A 16,384-nucleotide genomic window follows, 5' to 3' on the forward strand; every position below is an offset into this window, starting at 1 on the left:
TTCCCGGATAGAGGGTGGAGGCGAAGTGTTTCAGTCGGCGCTGACCAGCACGGCATCGCGCTCGCGCAGCGCGGCGTACACAGGGTCGGTGTCCGGGCGCACGCCGTGCCAGGCCTCGAAGCTCTCGGCGGCCTGTTCCACCAGCATGCCCAGGCCATCCACGGTGTCGCGGCAGTGCGCCGCGCGCGCCCAGGCCAGGAACGCGATCGCGACCTCGCCGTAGTTCAGGTCCACCGCCAGGGTCATGCTGTTGATCAGCGACAGCGGCAGGGTGAAGCTGGCGGCCGGGTCGCGGCCGATGGTGGTGGCATTGACGATCAGCTCGAAATCGCCAAGCTCGCGCAGGTCCTCCCAGTAGCGCGAGATCGCGCGCGCCGGCTCGCCCAGCGCATCGACCAGCGCGTCGGCGCGTTCCGGCGCGCGGTTGACCACCACCAGTTGCTGTACGCCGGCCTCCAGCAGCGCCGGCGCCACGCCGCGCGCGGCGCCGCCGGCGCCCAGCAGCAGCGCACGGCGGCCACGCAGGTCCAGGCCGTTGCGGCCGGTCAGGTCGCGCACCAGGCCGGCGCCGTCGGTGTTGTCGCCATGCCACTGGCCGTCGCGGAAGCTGAGGGTGTTGACCGCACCGGCCGACTGCGCGCGTGCGCTGTGCACCACGCTGAGGGCGAACGCGGCTTCCTTCAGCGGCAGGGTCACGTTGGCGCCGACACCGCCGGCGGCGGCGAAGGCGGCCAGCGCCGCGGCGAACCCGTCGGCCTGGACGTCGATCGCCTCGTACTGCAGGGCGATGCCGGTCTGCTTGGCGAAGGCGGCATGGATGTGCGGCGACAGCGAATGGGCGACGGGATGGCCGAACACGGCAAAACGGGAGTTGGGCATGGAGCGCTCGTTGGTTGTTTTAGACTGGCGGCGACATTCCATGGAATCCCTCATGCGGACCCCTGCCCTGCCGCTCGCGCTGGCCGCGAGTTTACTCTGCGCGCCGTGTGCGTTCGCGCTTTCCAAATTCGGCATCGAGGGCATGGGCGTGGTATCGACCGCCGCCGACGAGACCCGCGCCAGCGTCGCGCCCGACGGCCAGCGCATCGTCTGGGCCAGTCCCGACCGCGCCGGCGGGCCCGGCGGCGGCGACCTGTGGCAGGCCTTGCTGCGCGACGGCCGCTGGCGCGACCCGCAACCGCTGCCGGCGCCCGTGAACTCGCCGAGCTTGGACAGCGACCCGTTCTTCAGCGCCGATGGGCGCTGGCTGTACTTCGCCTCGGATCGCCCCGGCGGCCATGGCGGCAGCGACCTGTACCGCGCGCCGGTACTGGCCGACGGCGGCTACGGCGCGCCGCAGAACCTGGGCGCGGCGGTGAATTCGCCGGGCAACGAGCGTGCGCCGACCCTGTCGCTGGACGGCACGCGGCTGCTGTTCGCCAGCGACGGCCATGGCGGCGCCGGTGGCCTAGACCTGTTCGTGGCGCGCCAGGAGGGCCAGGCGTTCGCAGCACCGCAGGCGTTGGCCGGGGTCAACAGCGCCGACGACGAGACCGATGCGGCGTGGCTGGGCGACGGCCGTGCGCTGCTGTTCGCGCGTGCCCATGGCGGTACGAGCAGCCAGGTGCTGCTGGCGCAATGCGCCGGCGGCCGCTACGTGGATCCGCAGCCGCTGTCGCTATCGTTCAACGGCAGCGACGGCCACACGGCCGGCGCCGTGCTGGATGCGTCCAAGCCCAGCGAACTGCTGCTGTCCGGCAGCGCCCGCGCGCCGAAGGCCGGCAAGCGCGACCTGTACCGGATCAAGGCACCGGCCGCCACCGGTAGCGGCGACTGCAGGTAAGCGGATTGCGCGGCGACGCGAGGCAGATGCCGGTCTGCTGCCGCGCCGACACACAACAAGCGGGACCAGAAGGCCGTTGTGGGAGGGACTTCAGTCCCGACGCATGGCACTCGGACGCATCGCCCGGTTGCTGCACGCGCGCATTCCGCTCGGATCAGTGGCTCGCTGAAATTGCTGCCACCGTCCTCTGCCCGTCACCATGATGCGCAGCGACGATCGGGGCTGGCACGCAAGAAGACCCTGGATCGCACTGCGATCGGCGCATCGCCTCAATACACATCGCGCCGATAGCGCCCATCCGCGCTGAGCGCATCGAGCGTGTCCTCGCCCAGGATCTCGCGCAACGCCGTATCCACGCCGCGCGCCATGCCGGCGAGGCTGCCGCAGACGTACACGGTGGCGCCACGCGCCACCCAGTCGCGGACCGCGTCGGCAGACTCGCGCAACCCGTCCTGCACGTAGCGCTTGTGCGCCTGGTCGCGCGAGAACAGCAGGTCCAGGCGCTGCAGATGGCCGGCGTCGCGCCAGGCGCGCAGCTCGTCGCCGAACAGCGCATCGTGCGCGGCATTGCGTTCGCCGAACAGCAGCCAGTGCCCCTGCACACCGGCCTGCGCGGCCTCGCGCAGCAGGCTGCGCAGGCCGGCGATACCGGTGCCGTTGCCGATCAGCAGCATGGGCGCATCGCCATGCCGGCGGAACCCGGGGTTGGCGCGCACCTGCGCGCGCAGCACCGCGCCCACCGGCGCATGCTGGCACAGCCAGCCGGCGCCCACGCCGGGGCGGCCGTCGTCGCGCAGGGTCAGGCGCACCACCAATTGCAGCAGCCCGTCGGCCGGCACCGAAGCGATCGAGTATTCGCGCAGCGGCAGGGTCGGCAGCGCGTCCAGCCAGGCCTGCAGGTCGTCGCCCGGCGTTGGCGGCGTCAGCGCGCGTGACGCCAGCGCCTGCCACAGCGGCTGCCGCAGGCCATCGGCCTGTACCGCCTGTTCCGCGTCCAGCGCCTGTGCGGCGAGCCAGGTGCGGATCGCGTCGGCCGCATGGCAGGGCTGCACTTCCAGGATGTCGCCGGCATGCCAGTGCGCCTGCGGCGGCGGCACGAGGTCGATACGCCACACCGGCGCGCCGGCGCTGCCGGGATTGAGCAGGACGCGATTGGTCAGGCGCCAGTCCAGCGGCTCCGGCGCCTGCAGCACCGGCGCCGACGCCGCCACGCCGGTGAGCGCGGACAGTTGCCATTGCCACTGCGCCAGTGCCTGCGGATCGGCGTTGTCCACTTCCAGCGGCGGGAACAGCGCCTGTGCGCCCTGCGCGTCCAGCCAGTGCTGCACCTCCCGCGAGAAGCCGCAGAACTGCGGGTACTGGCGATCGCCCAGGCCGAGCATGGCGTAGCGCAGCTCCGGCAGGGCCTGCGCCTGGCGCAGCACGCGGCGCACGAAGCCGCGCGCCGCGTCCGGCGGTTCGCCGTCGCCGAAGGTGCTGACCACGAACAGCGCGCGCTGGCTGCCGCGTAGCTGGGCCAGGTCCAGCTGCGCCAGCGAACGCACCTCCACCGCCAGCCCGGCGGCCTGCAATTGCGCGGCGGTCTGCCAGGCCAGGCGCTCGGCCAGGCCGCTCTGGCTGGCAAAGCCCACCAGCCAGGCGCCGGCGGCATCGCCGACCAGCCCCGGCAGCGCGCGGCGCGCGGCGCGCAATGCGCGCTTCTTGCGCCGGCGGTCCAGGTACAGCATCCAGCCGGTGACGAAGAACAGCGACATGCACAGGCTCGCCAGCAGCATCGCCACGCGCCCGGGCAGGCCGAAGAAGCTGCCGCTGTGCAGCGCGAACATGCTGGTCAGCAGGCGCCGGCCCAGCGGTTGCTGCCGATACTCCAGGTGGCGCAGGACGCGGCCACTGGCCGGATCGACCTCCACGCTGTCGTAGGCGCGGTCGTGCGCCGGATTGGGCGGCAGGTAGCGGGCCACGATCGGCTGGCCGCTGCGGCCGGGCAGGCGCAGGTCCAGGTAGGCGCGCTGCGCGGCCGGCACGGTGGCGAGGGCCGCCTGCAGCCGCGCGTAGTCCACCGCCGGTGGCTTCCCGCCGCGGCCGCCTTCCTTCTCCTTGGGTGCGGCATCGCCGCCGAGCATCGCCACCAGCCCCTGCCGGTACCAGTCGTAGGACCAGTACAGCCCGGTCGCGGCGATCAGCAGGTACACCAGCAGGCACCAGGTGCCGATCACCGAGTGCAGGCTCCACAGGAAGCTGCGCCCCTGCCGGTTCCACTCCACCGCCCACCAGGCGCGCCAGCTCCACCAGCGCCGCGGCCAGCGCAGGTACAGGCCGGACAGGCAGAAGAAGATCAGCACGAAGGCGCAAACCCCGGTGACCGCCTTGCCGCGCTCGCCGGCGGCCAGGCGCCGGTGCAGGTCTTCGACGAAGGAGAAGAACCCATCCAGGCGCGGCGCCGGCAGCACCGCGCCGGTGTAGGGGTCGAAGTACAGGCGGCCGCCGTCGCGGCCGGGCAGGCGCACCGCGGACGGCCGCGTGCCGGTCGGATCGATCAACACGCGGTTGCTGCGGTGCGCCCCTTCCAGGTCCAGGCGCCGCGCCAGTTCGGCCAGCGGCAGCGGCTGCTCGCCGGCGGCATGACGCGCGGCGATGGCGGCCAGCGGCGGATTGGCCAGGCGCACGATCTCGTCCTCGAAGGCGAGCGTGGCCCCGCTCAGGCCCATCACCGACAGCACCAGCCCAGCGCTGATGCCGAGCAGCCAGTGCAGCTGGAACAACAAGGACTTGATCACGTCGGCGCGGTGCGAGACAGGGCGGTCGCGCATTGTAAATGAGAACGCTTATCGCATGCGATTGATCCGTCGCCGCGCGGCGTCTACCACCAAGCGTGACCCACGGCGCAGTTGCCATTTGCGGCACATCCAGCGGTCACCCGACAGACATCGAATCTCGCCAGTTTCTTCACCTCCCCTGACCAGCCGAGGTTCCTGCAATGTCCGTCTCCCTGCGCGGTTGTCTTGCCCTGCTTGCGCTGTTCGCCGCCCAGGCGGCAAGCGCCGCCACCAGCTGTCCCACGCTCTACGCCGGCGGCAAGGCGCCGACGCTCGACGCGTCGATCACCAGCCGCACCACCGAGGTCTGCCATACCGAATACGTGCTGATGGCCTCCGGCGTGACCAAGGGTCCGCTGTACTCGGCCGAGCACATCACCGACCAGCAGGTCGCCGGCGCCGAATCGATCGGCCGCGTCGGCTCCTTCCACGACGAGACCGGCATCCCGGCCGCCGACCGCTCGCACACCTCGGACTACACCAACTCCGGCTTCGACCGCGGCCACATGACCCCGGCCGGCGACGCCTCGACCACCAGCTCGGAGAAGGAAACCTTCTCGATGGCCAACGTGGTCCCGCAGGACCACAAGCTCAACACCGGCGAGTGGGCGCGGATCGAAGAGCAGGTGCGTCAGCTGGCCAAGCAGCGCGGCGAGGTCTATGTGGTCACCGGCCCGGCCTTCGACAGCGGCACGCGCAGCAGCATCGGCGCCGACCACGTGCAGATCCCGGACTACGTGTGGAAGGCGGTGTACGAACCGGGCAACGGCGCGGCCGCCTACATGTGCGTCAACGACAGCACCATCAACTGCGACGTGGTGTCGATCAACGACGTCATCACCATGTCCGGCGTGGATCCGTTCCCGGCGATCAGCGCCAGCATGAAGGCCAACCCGATCGCGCTGACGTTGCCGTAAGCGGGGATTGGGGATTCGGGATTGGGGATTCGTAAAAGCATCCTGACATCCCTGCCCGGCTTGGGCGGCCGGCGGCGCGTGTGCGCCAGCCGGCCGCCACCGCAAGCGCACGCCCCTCAGGCGGTGTGCGCCGTCATCGCCTCGACCAGGGCCGAGAACACGGCACTGCAGGCGGCGCTGCCGCGTACGTCCTGGTGCATCACGATCCAGCTCTCCAAGCCGACGCGCACCTGCTGCGGCAGCACCGGCAGCAGCGCCGGCGTGCGCCGCGCCAGCGCGACCTGGCAGAAGCCGATGCCGCAGCCGGCGCGCAGCAAGGCCAGTTGCGCCAGGTCGCTGTCGGCGCGCAACGCGAACGCCTCGCGCCGCCACGGCGGCAGCGCACTGCGGGCGGCGCGCAGGAACGGCGTTTCCGTATCGAAACCGATCAGCGCGTGCTGCGGCAGTTCCTCCAGCGCCTGCGGCAGGCCATGCCGGTCCACGTAGTCCTGGTGCGCGAACAGCGCCACAGCCACCTCGCCGACGCGGCGCGCGACCAGCACGTCCTGGGTGGGCCGGGTCATGCGTACCGCCACGTCGGCCTCGCGGTGCAGCAGGTCCTGCACCCGATTGCTCAACACCAGTTCCAGCCGCAGGTGCGGATGCGCGCGGCGCAAGGCCGCCAGCACCGGCGGCAGCACTTCCGCGCCGATCACCTCGCTGGCGGCGATGCGCACCGTGCCGCGCACCGCATCGCCGTGGCGGCCCGCCGCGCGCTGCAGCGACGCGGCCAGGCTGCCCATCGCCTGCGCATGCCCGCGCAAGGCCAGGGCGGCATCGGTGGGCAACAGGCCGGTCTGCGAGCGGACGAACAGCGGCACCGCCAGCGCCTGTTCCAGCGCCGCCACGTGACGGCCGACCGTGGGCTGGGTCAGCCCCAGCGCGCGTGCCGCCGCCGACAACGAGCCCTCCTCCAGCACCGCCAGGAAGGAGCGGTAGAGTTCCCAGCCGATCGTATTGTCCATACAGAAATGTATAGCTGGTCGGCGCTCTTCGCCAATTTTCTTCTGCGGTACCCGCACCGAGACTGAGCGCCGACCCCGACGGAGCGCTGCCATGTCCTCTTCTTCTTCCACGGCCCTGGTGCTGGGCGCCAGCGGCGGCATCGGCGGCGAACTGGCGCGGCAGATGCGCGACGCCGGCTGGCAGGTGCGCGCCCTGCAGCGCGGCCTCGCCCACCCCAGCGAAGAGCGCGACGGCATCCACTGGCAGCGCGGCGATGCGCTGCAACGGGCCGACGTGCTGCAAGCGGCCAAGGGCTGCGCGGTGATCGTGCATGCGGTGAACCCGCCCGGTTACCGGCGCTGGTCGGAGCTGGTGCTGCCGATGATCGACAACACCGCCGCCGCGGCCATCGCCGAGCGCGCCACCGTGGTGCTGCCGGGCACGGTCTACAACTACGGCCCGGACGCCTATCCGGCGCCGGACGAAGACGCGCCGCAGGCCCCGGTCACCCGCAAGGGCGCGATCCGGGTGGAACTGGAGCGGCGCCTGCAGGCCGCGACCGCCCAGGGCGCACAGGCGATCGTGGTGCGCGCCGGCGACTTCTTCGGCCCGCGCGTGGGCAACAGCTGGTTCGCGCAGGGGCTGGTGCGACCGGGACGGCCGGTCACGACGGTGACCCTGCCGGGCGATCCAGGTGTCGGCCACCAATGGGCCTACGTGCCGGACGTGGCGCGGACCATGCTGGCGCTGCTGCAACAGCGCACGCGCCTGCCGGCGTTCGCCCGCCTGCACATGGACGGGCACTGGGACGCCGACGGCACGCAGATGTCCGCGGCGATCGCGCGGGTGGCGCAACGCCATGGCCTGGCGCCGCCGCGCACCCGCCGCTTCCCGTGGCCGCTGCTGACCCTGGCCCAGCCGTTCTGGCCACTGGCGCGCGAACTGCACGAGATGCGCCCGCTGTGGCGGCACCCGCTGCGCATGCGCAATGCGCGGCTGCTGGAACTGCTCGGCGAAGAACCGCATACGCCGCTGGACGTGGCGGTGGAGGCGACGCTGCAGGGGCTGGGCTGTCTGCCGGCGGCGACACCATCGACATGACGCCGATGTGTGCGTAGGCGCGGCTGACGCCGCGCCTACGAAGATCCACGCAAATGGATCGCAAGATCGCTGCCTGTACAGGAGCGACTTCAGGGCACCTCGAATGACGCATCATTGCCGCGGCTCGGCATGATGTGCTGTCTCGATGGCAGGAGCGGCTTGAACCGCTCCTCCCAATGGCCTTCGCCGTTGCTGGAGGTGCCCTTCAGTCGCGACAGGGCCTTCCCGAGAACGGCGTCGCAACGGAGGCGCCTCCAACAAGCGGACGCCGGCTCAGCGCGCCTCGCGCAGCCAGCGCGCCACCTGCGGCGCGAAGTAGGTCAGCACGCCGTCGGCGCCGGCGCGCTTGAACGCCATCAGCGACTCCAGCACGCAGGCGCGCTCGTCCAGCCAGCCGTTGCCGATCGCCGCCTTGAGCATCGCGTACTCGCCGCTGACCTGGTAGGCGAAGGTGGGCACGCGGAATTCGTCCTTCACCCGCCGCACCACGTCCAGGTAGGGCATGCCGGGCTTGACCATCACCATGTCCGCACCTTCTTCCAGGTCCAGCGCGATCTCGCGCAGGGCCTCGTCGCCGTTGGCCGGGTCCATCTGATAGGTGGTCTTGTCGGCCTTGCCGAGGTTGCCGGCGCTGCCCACCGCCTCGCGGAATGGGCCGTAGAACGCCGAGGCGTACTTGGCCGAGTAGGCCATGATGCGCACGTGCAGATGTTCGTCGGCATCCAGCGCGCGGCGGATCGCGCCGATGCGGCCGTCCATCATGTCCGACGGCGAGACGATGTCCACGCCGGCCTGCGCATGCGACAGCGACTGCTGCACTAGCGCCTCGACGGTGATGTCGTTGAGCACGTAGCCGCGGTCGTCGATGATGCCGTCCTGGCCGTGGCTGGTGTACGGATCCAGCGCCACGTCGGTCATCACGCCCAGCTCCGGGAAGCGCATCTTCAGCGCGCGCACCGCGCGTTGCGCCAGGCCGTCCGGGTTCCAGGCCTCGGCCGCGTCCAGCGACTTGCCGGCCGGGTCGATCACCGGGAACAGGTCGATCACCGGGATGCCCAGTTCCAGCGCGGCCTCGGCCTCTTTCAGCAGTTCTTCGATCGACAGCCGCTCCACGCCCGGCATGGACGCGATCGGGGTACGCCCGGGCACGTCGTGCACGAACACCGGCCAGATCAGGTCGTCGACGGTGAGGGTGTGTTCGCGCATCAGGCGGCGCGAAAAGGCATCGCGGCGCATGCGCCGGGGGCGATAGTGGGGATGGGCCACGTGCAGGCTCCTGGGTGGGCGGATGTTGGGAGGCCGCGCCAGTCGCGCGGCCGATGCCGCCAGGCACCGCAGGCCGCGCCACCGGCACCGGCGTGAACGCGAGGCGGCCCGCGCGCGGGCGCCGTCGGCTGGGCATGTTACTCCCGCCGACGCGGCGCGCAGCGCGACATGCTGCAACACAGCATGCCGGTCGCCCGGCACGCAGGTCAGATCACCCCGCCGCCCAGGCTCAACCGGATCACCCCGACCACGATCACCAGCGCATTGAGCATCAGGCCGGTCTTGGCGCGGCCGCGGTTGGGCGCCGCGGTGAACAGCAACCCGATCGCGGCGATCAGCGCGCCGACCGCAGCGAACGGGATCAGGAACCAGTTGCCCCAGCCGAGCAGCGGGATGAAGGCCAGGATCATCCACAGCAACGCCACGATGCCCCACAGCAGACTGATCAGGCCCATGCCGGCCTCCGTGCGAATGTGAGCCTGCACCATAGCGCGCGGCGAACGCCAGGCAACCCAACTCTTGGCACGGGGATCACGGCGGCCCTGCGAGGGTGCGACAGCGGCGGGTTCGGCACGATTCACCCGGCCCGCCTATGATCGCGTGAGATCCGAACACGGGGGTAAGGCCATGAACATCCGACCGCTGTTGCCGCTGGCGCTGCTGCTGGCCCTGGCCGGCTGCGCCAGTTCCTCGAAGGTGATGGTCGGCGCGGCGCGCCCGCCGATCGACCCGGCACTGGTGCAGATCTACTCCGCGCCGCCGCCGGGGGCGGTGGATATCGCCCAGCTCGAAGCCTCCAGCGCGGCCGGCTTCGGCACCCAGGGCCAGACCGACGCGGCCGTGGACCGGCTCAAGCGCGACGCGGCCAAGCTCGGCGCCAACGGCGTGGTGCTGATGGGCGTGGGCTCGCAGCGCTCCGGCGGCGGCCTGTCGGTCGGCGCGGGCAGCTACGGCGGCCACGTCGGCGGCGGCCTGGGCATCGGCATCCCCACCACGCAGAAGCGTGCCGCCGGCATGGCGATCTGGGTGCCGCCGGGGGCGCAGGCGGCCCCCGGGGATCGTTGAGGGCACGGCAACGAGCGCAACGCGCAGCGGCAATGCCCGCTCGGGATCGCCATGCCTGTCATGAAGCGCTGCAACATTCCTGCGCTATGGTCCACCGTCGGCAGGCCGGCGATCCCGGCCTGCCGCGAAGCTGCTGCATTCCGCTCCCACGGGTAGGGAATCGGCGAGTTGGATCGTCTTCAAACAGCACAAGACCGCTGAGTCGTGTCCGTCCAGGAGGAGAGCCCATGAAGCGCTTGATATGGATTTTCGCTGCTTGTTTGCTGTCGTTTCACGCCACCGCCGCACCGGTCTACCAGAAGCTCGTGTGCCGCGACAATGATCCGTTTGTGTTCTGTACCCAAGGTTGCAAGGGTGTCGACAAGAACTGGAGCCCGGTCGATCCGATCAGCGGCACATGGCAAGCGGACCCTGGATACTGCTGGAAGGCGAGTCCGGTCCGCTGCTGCAAGCATGGCTCGCATTGCGGCGCATGGACGCCTACCGCGATCGCCGCGGTGAAGCAATACGAGGAAATCTGTCCGGCAGCCGCCAAACAAGGCAACTGGACGGATCCTAGCCGGCGCCCGGAAAGCGTGCCGTACGAGCACTGAGGGCCGTACCGCTGCGCTTTCGCGCAGCGATGCGATGGCCCTCACTTGCGCTGTGACGGCACGAACTCCTCGTCCACCGCCGCGGCCAACTGGTCCGGCGGGAGCAACCCCTGGTCCAGCAGGAAGTTGTTGAACTTCAGCCGGTCGAACCTGGCGCCCAGCGCCAGTTCGGTGCGCATGCGCAGTTCCAGGATGCGGCTGTAGCCGTAGAAGTAGCTGCCGGCCTGGCCGGGCGCGCGCACCATGTAGCGGTCCAGTTCCTGCCGGGCCATCGCCGGCGACAGGCCGACGTCGTGCTCCAGCACCAGGCGCGCACGCTCGCGGTCGATCAGGCCGAGATTGAGCATCGGGTCGAGCATGGCCCGCGCCGCGCGCAGCAGGCGGAACTGCAAGGCGATCAACTGTCCGTCCAGCGGCTCGTACGGCACCATCTCGGCCTCGGCGTACAGCGCCCAGCCTTCGACGTTGACCGAGTTGAACGCGAACAGGCTGCGCGCCAGCGACACGCCGCGCTCGACCATGGCGGTGAACTGCAGTTCGTGGCCCGGCCGGCCCTCGTGCGCGCTCAACGTCCACGCCGCGGCGCCGAAGTTGAAATCGTCGTAGTGCTCGCCCTTGCCGGCGCTGTCCGGATTGCCCAGCGGCAGCACGAAGGTGCCCTGCTCGCCGGTGTTGCCGACCAGCGGCGCCGGGCGGAAATGCGGCGCCGGTTGCGCGGCGCTTTCCGCCGGCGAGCCCAGGCGCATCTGCATCGGCCGTTGCGGCACGTCGACGATGCGCTGCTGGCGGATGATCGGATCGATGCGGTCGATGACGCTGCGGTAGTGGGCTTCGAGCTTGTCGTCGGCAATGGTGTCGCGCTTGAGCGCGCGCAGCACCGTGCGGTAGTCGCGGGCATCGTCGCCGCGCAGGCCCTTGGCCGCGGCCACCTGCGGCGCCAGCTGCTGCATCGCCGCGCGGGTTTCCATGAATTCCAGCTGCGCGCGCTGCATCAGCACCTGCGGTGCGATGTCGATGCCGACCTGCTTGAGCTGGAACGCATACAGCTCGGGCGGCAGGCGCGCATCCTCGCGCGCCTGCGGCAGCACCACCGTGCGGGTCCAGGTGGCGTAGTCCTGGAACTGCTTGTCCAGCGCCGCCAGCGCCGCATCCGCGCCGGTGATCTTGTACTCGGCGAACAGCGCGCGAATGCCCTTGGCGTAGGTATCGACGTTGCTCAAGGCCTGCTCGACCTCGCGCCTGGTCGGCTGCAGGAGGTTGCCGTCGGCGCGCTTTTCTTCGTAGCGTTGCCGCGCCAGCAGCAGGATCGAGGTGCTGCCCGGCGCCAGGCCCACGTAGCGCTGCAGCCGTAGCAGCGCCTTGGCGCGGCGCGCCGCCGGCACCTGCTCGGACAACAGGTTGTTGATGCCGCCGAACACGTGCTGCGGCGCGTCGGTCCATGGCAGCAAGAAACGCTCATTGAGCGTGCTGCCCTCGATGGACTGGTCGGCGGCGTGGATCAGGATCGCCAGATCCTGGCGCACGTTCGGATCGCGCTCCACCTGCAGTTTTTCCTGCAGCGTGCGGCGCGCGGCAGCGGTGGCCTCGCGGAAACGCCGCGCGTTGTCGGGCCCGAAATCGGAGACCTGGTCGTCGAATCCCGGCACGCCGAAGAAGCTCACTTCCTCGGCCTGGAACGGCGCCTGCGCCTGCAGCAGGATCTGCGCGAACGCATTGCTGCGCTCCACCCAGGCCGGCGCGCGCGTGGCGGATGCGGCCGCCGGTGCGGCCGCCGCGTCCATCGCCGAAAACGGCAAGGGCGCCGCCAGTGCCAGGGTCAGGGCGATGGCGAGGACACGTGGCTTCATGGCGCAGCTCCGACAGAATGATGTCAGGACCGTACGCGGCGCGTGCCGGCTCGGCCATCTGCCGGAGGTCATGGCCGCAGCCACGCCGCGGTGCAGCATGTGGGTTAAGAGACCACGCCGCCGCGGTCGCGCACATGCTGTGCCGGCAGCAGAGCGCATGATTGCAGGACATGGGCGGTGCGATCGCGCCCTACCCAAGGCGGCCCCACCGCACCACGCGGCGCGGCAGATCGTTCGCCGCTGCTTACTTCGTCGCGTCGGCCTCTGCCGGCGTGGCACTGTCGTCGACATCTGTGGCGGGCACCGGCGGCGCCTCGACCGCCATCCCGTCCGCCTCTTCGTCCTCGTCCTCGGCGTCCTGCCCGAGCGCATCGAGCAGCGGGATCGCTTCACCCGCATCCGGCAACACCTGCAAGGTGGTGTAGTGCCACTCGCCCGCATGGCGCTCGGCTTCGATGTACAGGGTGCCGTTGGCGCGGCTGCCGTGCAGCGACACGCTCAGCTCGGCATTGCCACTGCCGCCGCCGCTGCTGTTGAAGCTGCCGCTGGGCATGATGCCGTCCTTGATCGGCGCGCCCAGCGCAGCCGCCACGCGCGGGTCGTGTTGCGCGGCCATCACACCGACCCGGTACGGCTCGGACGACTTGGTGACGCGCGCGATGCCGAGCACGAACACCGCGATCGACGCCAGCAGCAGGGCGCCGAGCACCAGCACGATCAGCGGCACCGCCCACTTCCAGTGCCGTGCCCACCAGCCGCGCTTGGCCGGTGGCAGCGCCGTGGCGGAGGTGGGACCGGGCGTGCCGGGCAGCGGTGGCGGACTCGACATGACGTCACTCCTTGTCGTGCGGAAGCGGGAAGGTGGAAGCGGAACGGCGCACTCAGGGCTTGAGGCAGCGCGCCAGGAAGGCTTCGGTGGTGCGATAGCGGTGCAGCGCGTTGCTGCCGGACAGGCCGTGCTTGGCGCCCGGATAGGTCATCAGCTCGAACAGCTTGCCGCGCTTCTGCAGTTCGCTCATCAGCGAGGTGGAATTGGTGAACAGCACGTTGTCGTCGGCCATGCCGTGCAGCAGCAGCAGTTGCGAGGTCAGCCCGTCCAGGTGCGCGGCCACGCGGCTGTCGCGGTAGCCATCGGGATTGGCCTTGGGCAGGTTCATGTAGCGCTCGGTGTAGTGGCTGTCGTACAGGCCCCAGTCGGTCACCGGCGCGCCGGCGGCGCCGCAGGCATAGGCCTCACTGTGCTTGGCCAGCAGCATCAGGGTCATGTAGCCGCCGTTGGACCAGCCGTACACGCCGATACGCGCCGCATCCACCCACGGCTGCGCCTTCAGCCAGGCCACGCCGCGCAACTGGTCGTCCACCTCCACGGTGCCCTGGTGCTGGTACAGCGCACCACCGAAATCGCGGCCGCGGCGCGGCGTGCCGCGGTTGTCCAGCGAGAACACCCCATAGCCGTGCTGCGCCAGGTACTGGTCGAACAGCGCATCGCCGCGGCCGGGCCAGCCGTCGACCACGGTCTGCGCGGCCGGACCGCCGTACACATAGACCACCACCGGGTAGCGCTTGCCAGGGTCGAACCCGTCCGGCTTCATCAGCCGGTAGTGCAGCTGGGTCTTGCCGTCGGCGGCGGTCAGGGTACCGAACTCGACCGGACGCTGCGCGGCGCGGTAGGCCGCATATGGGTGTTGCGGATCGGCCAGGTCGTTGACCAGCAGGGTGGCGATCTTTTCGCCGTTGGCGCGGAACAGCTCGATCTGCGGTGGCGTGGTGGTGTTGGACCAACTGTCGACATACACGCTGGCGTTCTTGGCAAAGCTGGCGGCATGCGTGCCATTGGGCTTGGACAGCTGCGCGATGGCACCGCCGGCCAGCGGCACCGCGTAAATCTGCGTCTGCGTCGGCGACGCCTTGGTCGCGGAGAAATAGACCTTGCCGGCCGCCTCGTCCACCGCGAGCAGTTCGTCCACCACCCACTCGCCCTGGGTCAGCGGGCGCAGCGTGCGGCCGTCTTCCGAAGCCAGGTACAGGTGTTCGTAGCCGCTGCGCTCCGAACCCCAGACGAAACGTCCGTCCTTGAGGAAGTGCAGGTCGTAGGTGAGCGGCACCCAGGTCGGGCTGGTCTCGGTGATCAGCACACGCTGCTTGCCGGTGGCCAGGGTCGCCTCGATCAGCTCCAGGCGCTTCTGGTCGCGCGACTGGCGCTGGAAGGTCAGCCGTTGCGGATCGCGCCAGTCCACCCGCGCCAGGTAGATGTCCGGGTTCTTGCCCAGGTCGATCCACTGCGGCTGCGCGCCGGCACGCGGCGCGATCGTGCCGAGTTGCACCTTCACGTTGGGCTGGCCGGCCTGCGGATAGCGCTGCTCCACCACCTCGGTGTGGTCGGCGTAGACCTCCGGGCGCTTCTGCACCGGCACCTCGGTTTCGTCGATGCGCGCGAAGGCGATCGCCGAATCGTCCGGCGCCCACCAGTAACCGGTGTGGCGGTCCATCTCCTCGTCGGCGACGAACTCGGCCACACCGTTGCCGATGGTCTCGCTGCCGTCGCGGGTGAGCTGGTGCTGCTGGCCGCTGGCCAGGTCGATCACCCACAGGTTGCGCCCGCGCACGAAGCTGACGTAGCCGCCCTTGGGCGAGATCTTGGGATCGGTGACGAAACCTTCGCCGTGGGTGAGCTTGCGCACCGCGGCGCTGCCGGTCTTGCGCAGGTCGTACAGGTACAGCTCGCCGCCGAGCGGGAACAGCAGCGCATGCGCATCCGGCGACCACTGGTACTCGACGATGCCGGTGTAGGCGGCGATGCGCTGGCGCTCGCGGCGCGCCTTCTCCTCGTCGCTCAAGGTCTCGGTGCCGGGCAGCACCAGCTTGGAATCCACCAGCATGCGGGTCTGGCCGCTGGCGATGTCGTATTCCCACAGGTCCAGCTGGTTGCGGTCGCTGTCCTTGCCGCGCAGGAAGGTCACCCGCGAGCCGTCCGGCGCCACCTTGGGCTTCATCAGGGTCGGCCCGGACAGCGGCTTGCTGCCGGTGATGGCCTCCAGGGTCAGTTTCTCGGCGTGGGCGGGAACGATGGGGGTGGCGAGCATGAGGGCGAGAGCGGCGAACAGAGAGCGCATGAAGGTTCCTGATGGAGCACCGAGCGCACGGATGATGCGCGTGCGCCCGGGATTTGAGAAGCGCGCCGGCTCAGCGCTGCCCGAACAGGTGCTTGCGCTCGGCGTCGCTGAGCGGCTTGCCCGCGTTCGGGTTCACCTGCTCCTTCAAGGCGTAGGCGCGCTGGGTGGCCGGGCGCGCGGCGATGGCCTCGTGCCAGCGCTTGAGGTGCGGGAAGGCGGCGTAGTCGGGAGTCAGCCCGTTGTACACCTCGATCCACGGGTAGCTGGCCATGTCGGCGATGCCGTAGTCGTCGCCGGCCAGGTAGGCGCTGTGCGCCAGACGCTTGTCCAGCACCCCGTGCAGGCGCCGCACCTCGTTGCCGTAGCGTTCGATCGCATAGCCGATCTTCTCCGGCGCGTAGACGTTGAAATGCCCCATCTGCCCGGTCATCGGGCCGAGCCCGGCCATCTGCCAGAACAGCCATTCCAGCGCGAGCACGCGTCCGCGCGGATCGGCCGGGAGGAAGCGGCCGGTCTTCTCGGCCAGATACAGCAGGATCGCGCCGGATTCGAACACGCTCTGCGGCGCGCCGCCGTCGGCCGGGGCGTGGTCGACGATGGCCGGCATCTTGTTGTTGGGCGAGATCGCCAGGAATTCGGGCGCGAACTGCTCGCCGGCACCGATGTTGACCGGCTTGAGCGTGTAGTCCAGCCCGGCTTCCTCGAGGAACAGGGTGACCTTGTGCCCATTGGGGGTGGGCCAGTAGTACAGATCGATCATGGCGGCGTTCCTGGACAGGGGATCCCGAGTGTAGCGGCGGCCCCCGGCTTGGCAGCGTCATCGCCGGCCGGGTACCCTGGCCGCTCCCGCAACGCAGCAT

14 protein-coding genes are annotated in these 16,384 nt (G+C 70.3%); 5 read left to right on the forward strand and 9 right to left on the reverse strand.

Features of this window, described 5'->3' with window-relative positions; genetic code table 11:
- Nucleotides 1-30 precede the first annotated feature (30 nt).
- Nucleotides 31-879, reverse strand: a complete 849-nt coding sequence (aroE, locus tag SLW52_RS06895) for a shikimate dehydrogenase (protein ID WP_152236826.1) — start codon at nt 877-879, stop codon at nt 31-33.
- A gap of 52 nt (nt 880-931) precedes the next feature.
- Here aroE and SLW52_RS06900 point away from each other — a divergent pair, with 52 nt between their 5' ends.
- Complete coding sequence (locus SLW52_RS06900; protein WP_320739822.1) at nt 932-1,822, forward strand: TolB-like protein; 891 nt, start codon at nt 932-934, stop codon at nt 1,820-1,822.
- A 269-nt stretch (nt 1,823-2,091) separates the two neighbouring features.
- Here the strand turns inward: SLW52_RS06900 and SLW52_RS06905 are convergent, their stop codons facing one another.
- On the reverse strand, nt 2,092-4,599 hold the full coding sequence (locus SLW52_RS06905; RefSeq protein WP_320740073.1) for a sulfite reductase flavoprotein subunit alpha: 2,508 nt from the start codon (nt 4,597-4,599) through the stop codon (nt 2,092-2,094).
- Between the two features lie 200 nt (nt 4,600-4,799).
- Here SLW52_RS06905 and SLW52_RS06910 point away from each other — a divergent pair, with 200 nt between their 5' ends.
- Nucleotides 4,800-5,555 (forward strand): DNA/RNA non-specific endonuclease, encoded by a 756-nt coding sequence (locus tag SLW52_RS06910; protein WP_043094222.1) that lies wholly within the window; start codon nt 4,800-4,802, stop codon nt 5,553-5,555.
- A gap of 116 nt (nt 5,556-5,671) precedes the next feature.
- Here SLW52_RS06910 and SLW52_RS06915 read toward each other — a convergent pair whose 3' ends face one another.
- Nucleotides 5,672-6,559, reverse strand: coding sequence for a LysR family transcriptional regulator (locus SLW52_RS06915; RefSeq protein WP_320739823.1), 888 nt, complete (start codon nt 6,557-6,559; stop codon nt 5,672-5,674).
- A gap of 91 nt (nt 6,560-6,650) precedes the next feature.
- On the opposite strand from SLW52_RS06915, the gene SLW52_RS06920 reads away from it, so the two are divergent.
- A complete protein-coding gene (locus SLW52_RS06920) occupies nt 6,651-7,640 on the forward strand; it encodes an NAD-dependent epimerase/dehydratase family protein (RefSeq protein ID WP_320739824.1) in 990 nt (329 codons plus the stop codon).
- Nucleotides 7,641-7,913: 273 nt separating this feature from the next.
- Here SLW52_RS06920 and hemB read toward each other — a convergent pair whose 3' ends face one another.
- Together hemB and SLW52_RS06930 are read right to left on the reverse strand one after the other, a co-directional pair.
- Nucleotides 7,914-8,906 carry a porphobilinogen synthase gene (gene hemB / locus SLW52_RS06925; RefSeq protein WP_043094219.1) on the reverse strand — a complete coding sequence of 331 codons (993 nt, stop codon included), beginning with the start codon at nt 8,904-8,906 and terminating at the stop codon, nt 7,914-7,916.
- A gap of 206 nt (nt 8,907-9,112) precedes the next feature.
- Complete coding sequence (locus SLW52_RS06930) at nt 9,113-9,361, reverse strand: hypothetical protein (protein WP_010340624.1); 249 nt, start codon at nt 9,359-9,361, stop codon at nt 9,113-9,115.
- Between the two features lie 172 nt (nt 9,362-9,533).
- Here SLW52_RS06930 and SLW52_RS06935 point away from each other — a divergent pair, with 172 nt between their 5' ends.
- A complete protein-coding gene (locus SLW52_RS06935; protein ID WP_267105389.1) occupies nt 9,534-9,971 on the forward strand; it encodes a hypothetical protein in 438 nt (145 codons plus the stop codon).
- A gap of 227 nt (nt 9,972-10,198) precedes the next feature.
- The gene (locus SLW52_RS06940; RefSeq protein ID WP_267117323.1) at nt 10,199-10,564 is read left to right on the forward strand and encodes a hypothetical protein; all 366 of its coding nucleotides are present in this window, start codon (nt 10,199-10,201) and stop codon (nt 10,562-10,564) included.
- 41 nt (nt 10,565-10,605) lie between these two features.
- On the opposite strand, the gene SLW52_RS06945 is transcribed toward SLW52_RS06940, so the two are convergent.
- The 4 genes from SLW52_RS06945 to SLW52_RS06960 form a co-directional block, all read right to left on the reverse strand.
- Nucleotides 10,606-12,411, reverse strand: coding sequence for a DUF885 domain-containing protein (locus SLW52_RS06945; RefSeq protein ID WP_320739826.1), 1,806 nt, complete (start codon nt 12,409-12,411; stop codon nt 10,606-10,608).
- Nucleotides 12,412-12,655: 244 nt separating this feature from the next.
- A complete protein-coding gene (locus SLW52_RS06950; RefSeq protein WP_148827527.1) occupies nt 12,656-13,240 on the reverse strand; it encodes a cytochrome c oxidase assembly factor Coa1 family protein in 585 nt (194 codons plus the stop codon).
- Nucleotides 13,241-13,292: 52 nt separating this feature from the next.
- Entirely contained in the window at nt 13,293-15,524 is a 2,232-nt protein-coding gene (locus SLW52_RS06955) for a S9 family peptidase (RefSeq protein WP_320739827.1), read from the reverse strand.
- Nucleotides 15,525-15,594: 70 nt separating this feature from the next.
- Nucleotides 15,595-16,284, reverse strand: coding sequence for a glutathione binding-like protein (locus SLW52_RS06960; protein ID WP_153751779.1), 690 nt, complete (start codon nt 16,282-16,284; stop codon nt 15,595-15,597).
- Nucleotides 16,285-16,384 lie beyond the last annotated feature (100 nt).

Origin of the sequence: Xanthomonas sp. LF02-5 (assembly GCF_034105325.1) — a bacterium.
In the GTDB taxonomy this organism is placed as follows: domain Bacteria; phylum Pseudomonadota; class Gammaproteobacteria; order Xanthomonadales; family Xanthomonadaceae; genus Xanthomonas_A; species Xanthomonas_A sontii.

Bases quoted from the DNA above. Each gene is read 5' to 3' on its own strand.
- SLW52_RS06940 (WP_267117323.1), top strand. From the start codon at position 10,199: ATGAAGCGCTTGATATGGATTTTCGCTGCTTGTTTGCTGTCGTTTCAC.
- SLW52_RS06950 (WP_148827527.1), bottom strand. From the start codon at position 13,240: ATGTCGAGTCCGCCACCGCTGCCCGGCACGCCCGGTCCCACCTCCGCC.
- SLW52_RS06915 (WP_320739823.1), bottom strand. From the start codon at position 6,559: ATGGACAATACGATCGGCTGGGAACTCTACCGCTCCTTCCTGGCGGTG.
- SLW52_RS06945 (WP_320739826.1), bottom strand. From the start codon at position 12,411: ATGAAGCCACGTGTCCTCGCCATCGCCCTGACCCTGGCACTGGCGGCG.
- SLW52_RS06960 (WP_153751779.1), bottom strand. From the start codon at position 16,284: ATGATCGATCTGTACTACTGGCCCACCCCCAATGGGCACAAGGTCACC.
- SLW52_RS06930 (WP_010340624.1), bottom strand. From the start codon at position 9,361: ATGGGCCTGATCAGTCTGCTGTGGGGCATCGTGGCGTTGCTGTGGATG.
- SLW52_RS06910 (WP_043094222.1), top strand. From the start codon at position 4,800: ATGTCCGTCTCCCTGCGCGGTTGTCTTGCCCTGCTTGCGCTGTTCGCC.
- SLW52_RS06900 (WP_320739822.1), top strand. From the start codon at position 932: ATGCGGACCCCTGCCCTGCCGCTCGCGCTGGCCGCGAGTTTACTCTGC.
- SLW52_RS06920 (WP_320739824.1), top strand. From the start codon at position 6,651: ATGTCCTCTTCTTCTTCCACGGCCCTGGTGCTGGGCGCCAGCGGCGGC.
- aroE (WP_152236826.1), bottom strand. From the start codon at position 879: ATGCCCAACTCCCGTTTTGCCGTGTTCGGCCATCCCGTCGCCCATTCG.
- SLW52_RS06935 (WP_267105389.1), top strand. From the start codon at position 9,534: ATGAACATCCGACCGCTGTTGCCGCTGGCGCTGCTGCTGGCCCTGGCC.
- SLW52_RS06955 (WP_320739827.1), bottom strand. From the start codon at position 15,524: ATGCGCTCTCTGTTCGCCGCTCTCGCCCTCATGCTCGCCACCCCCATC.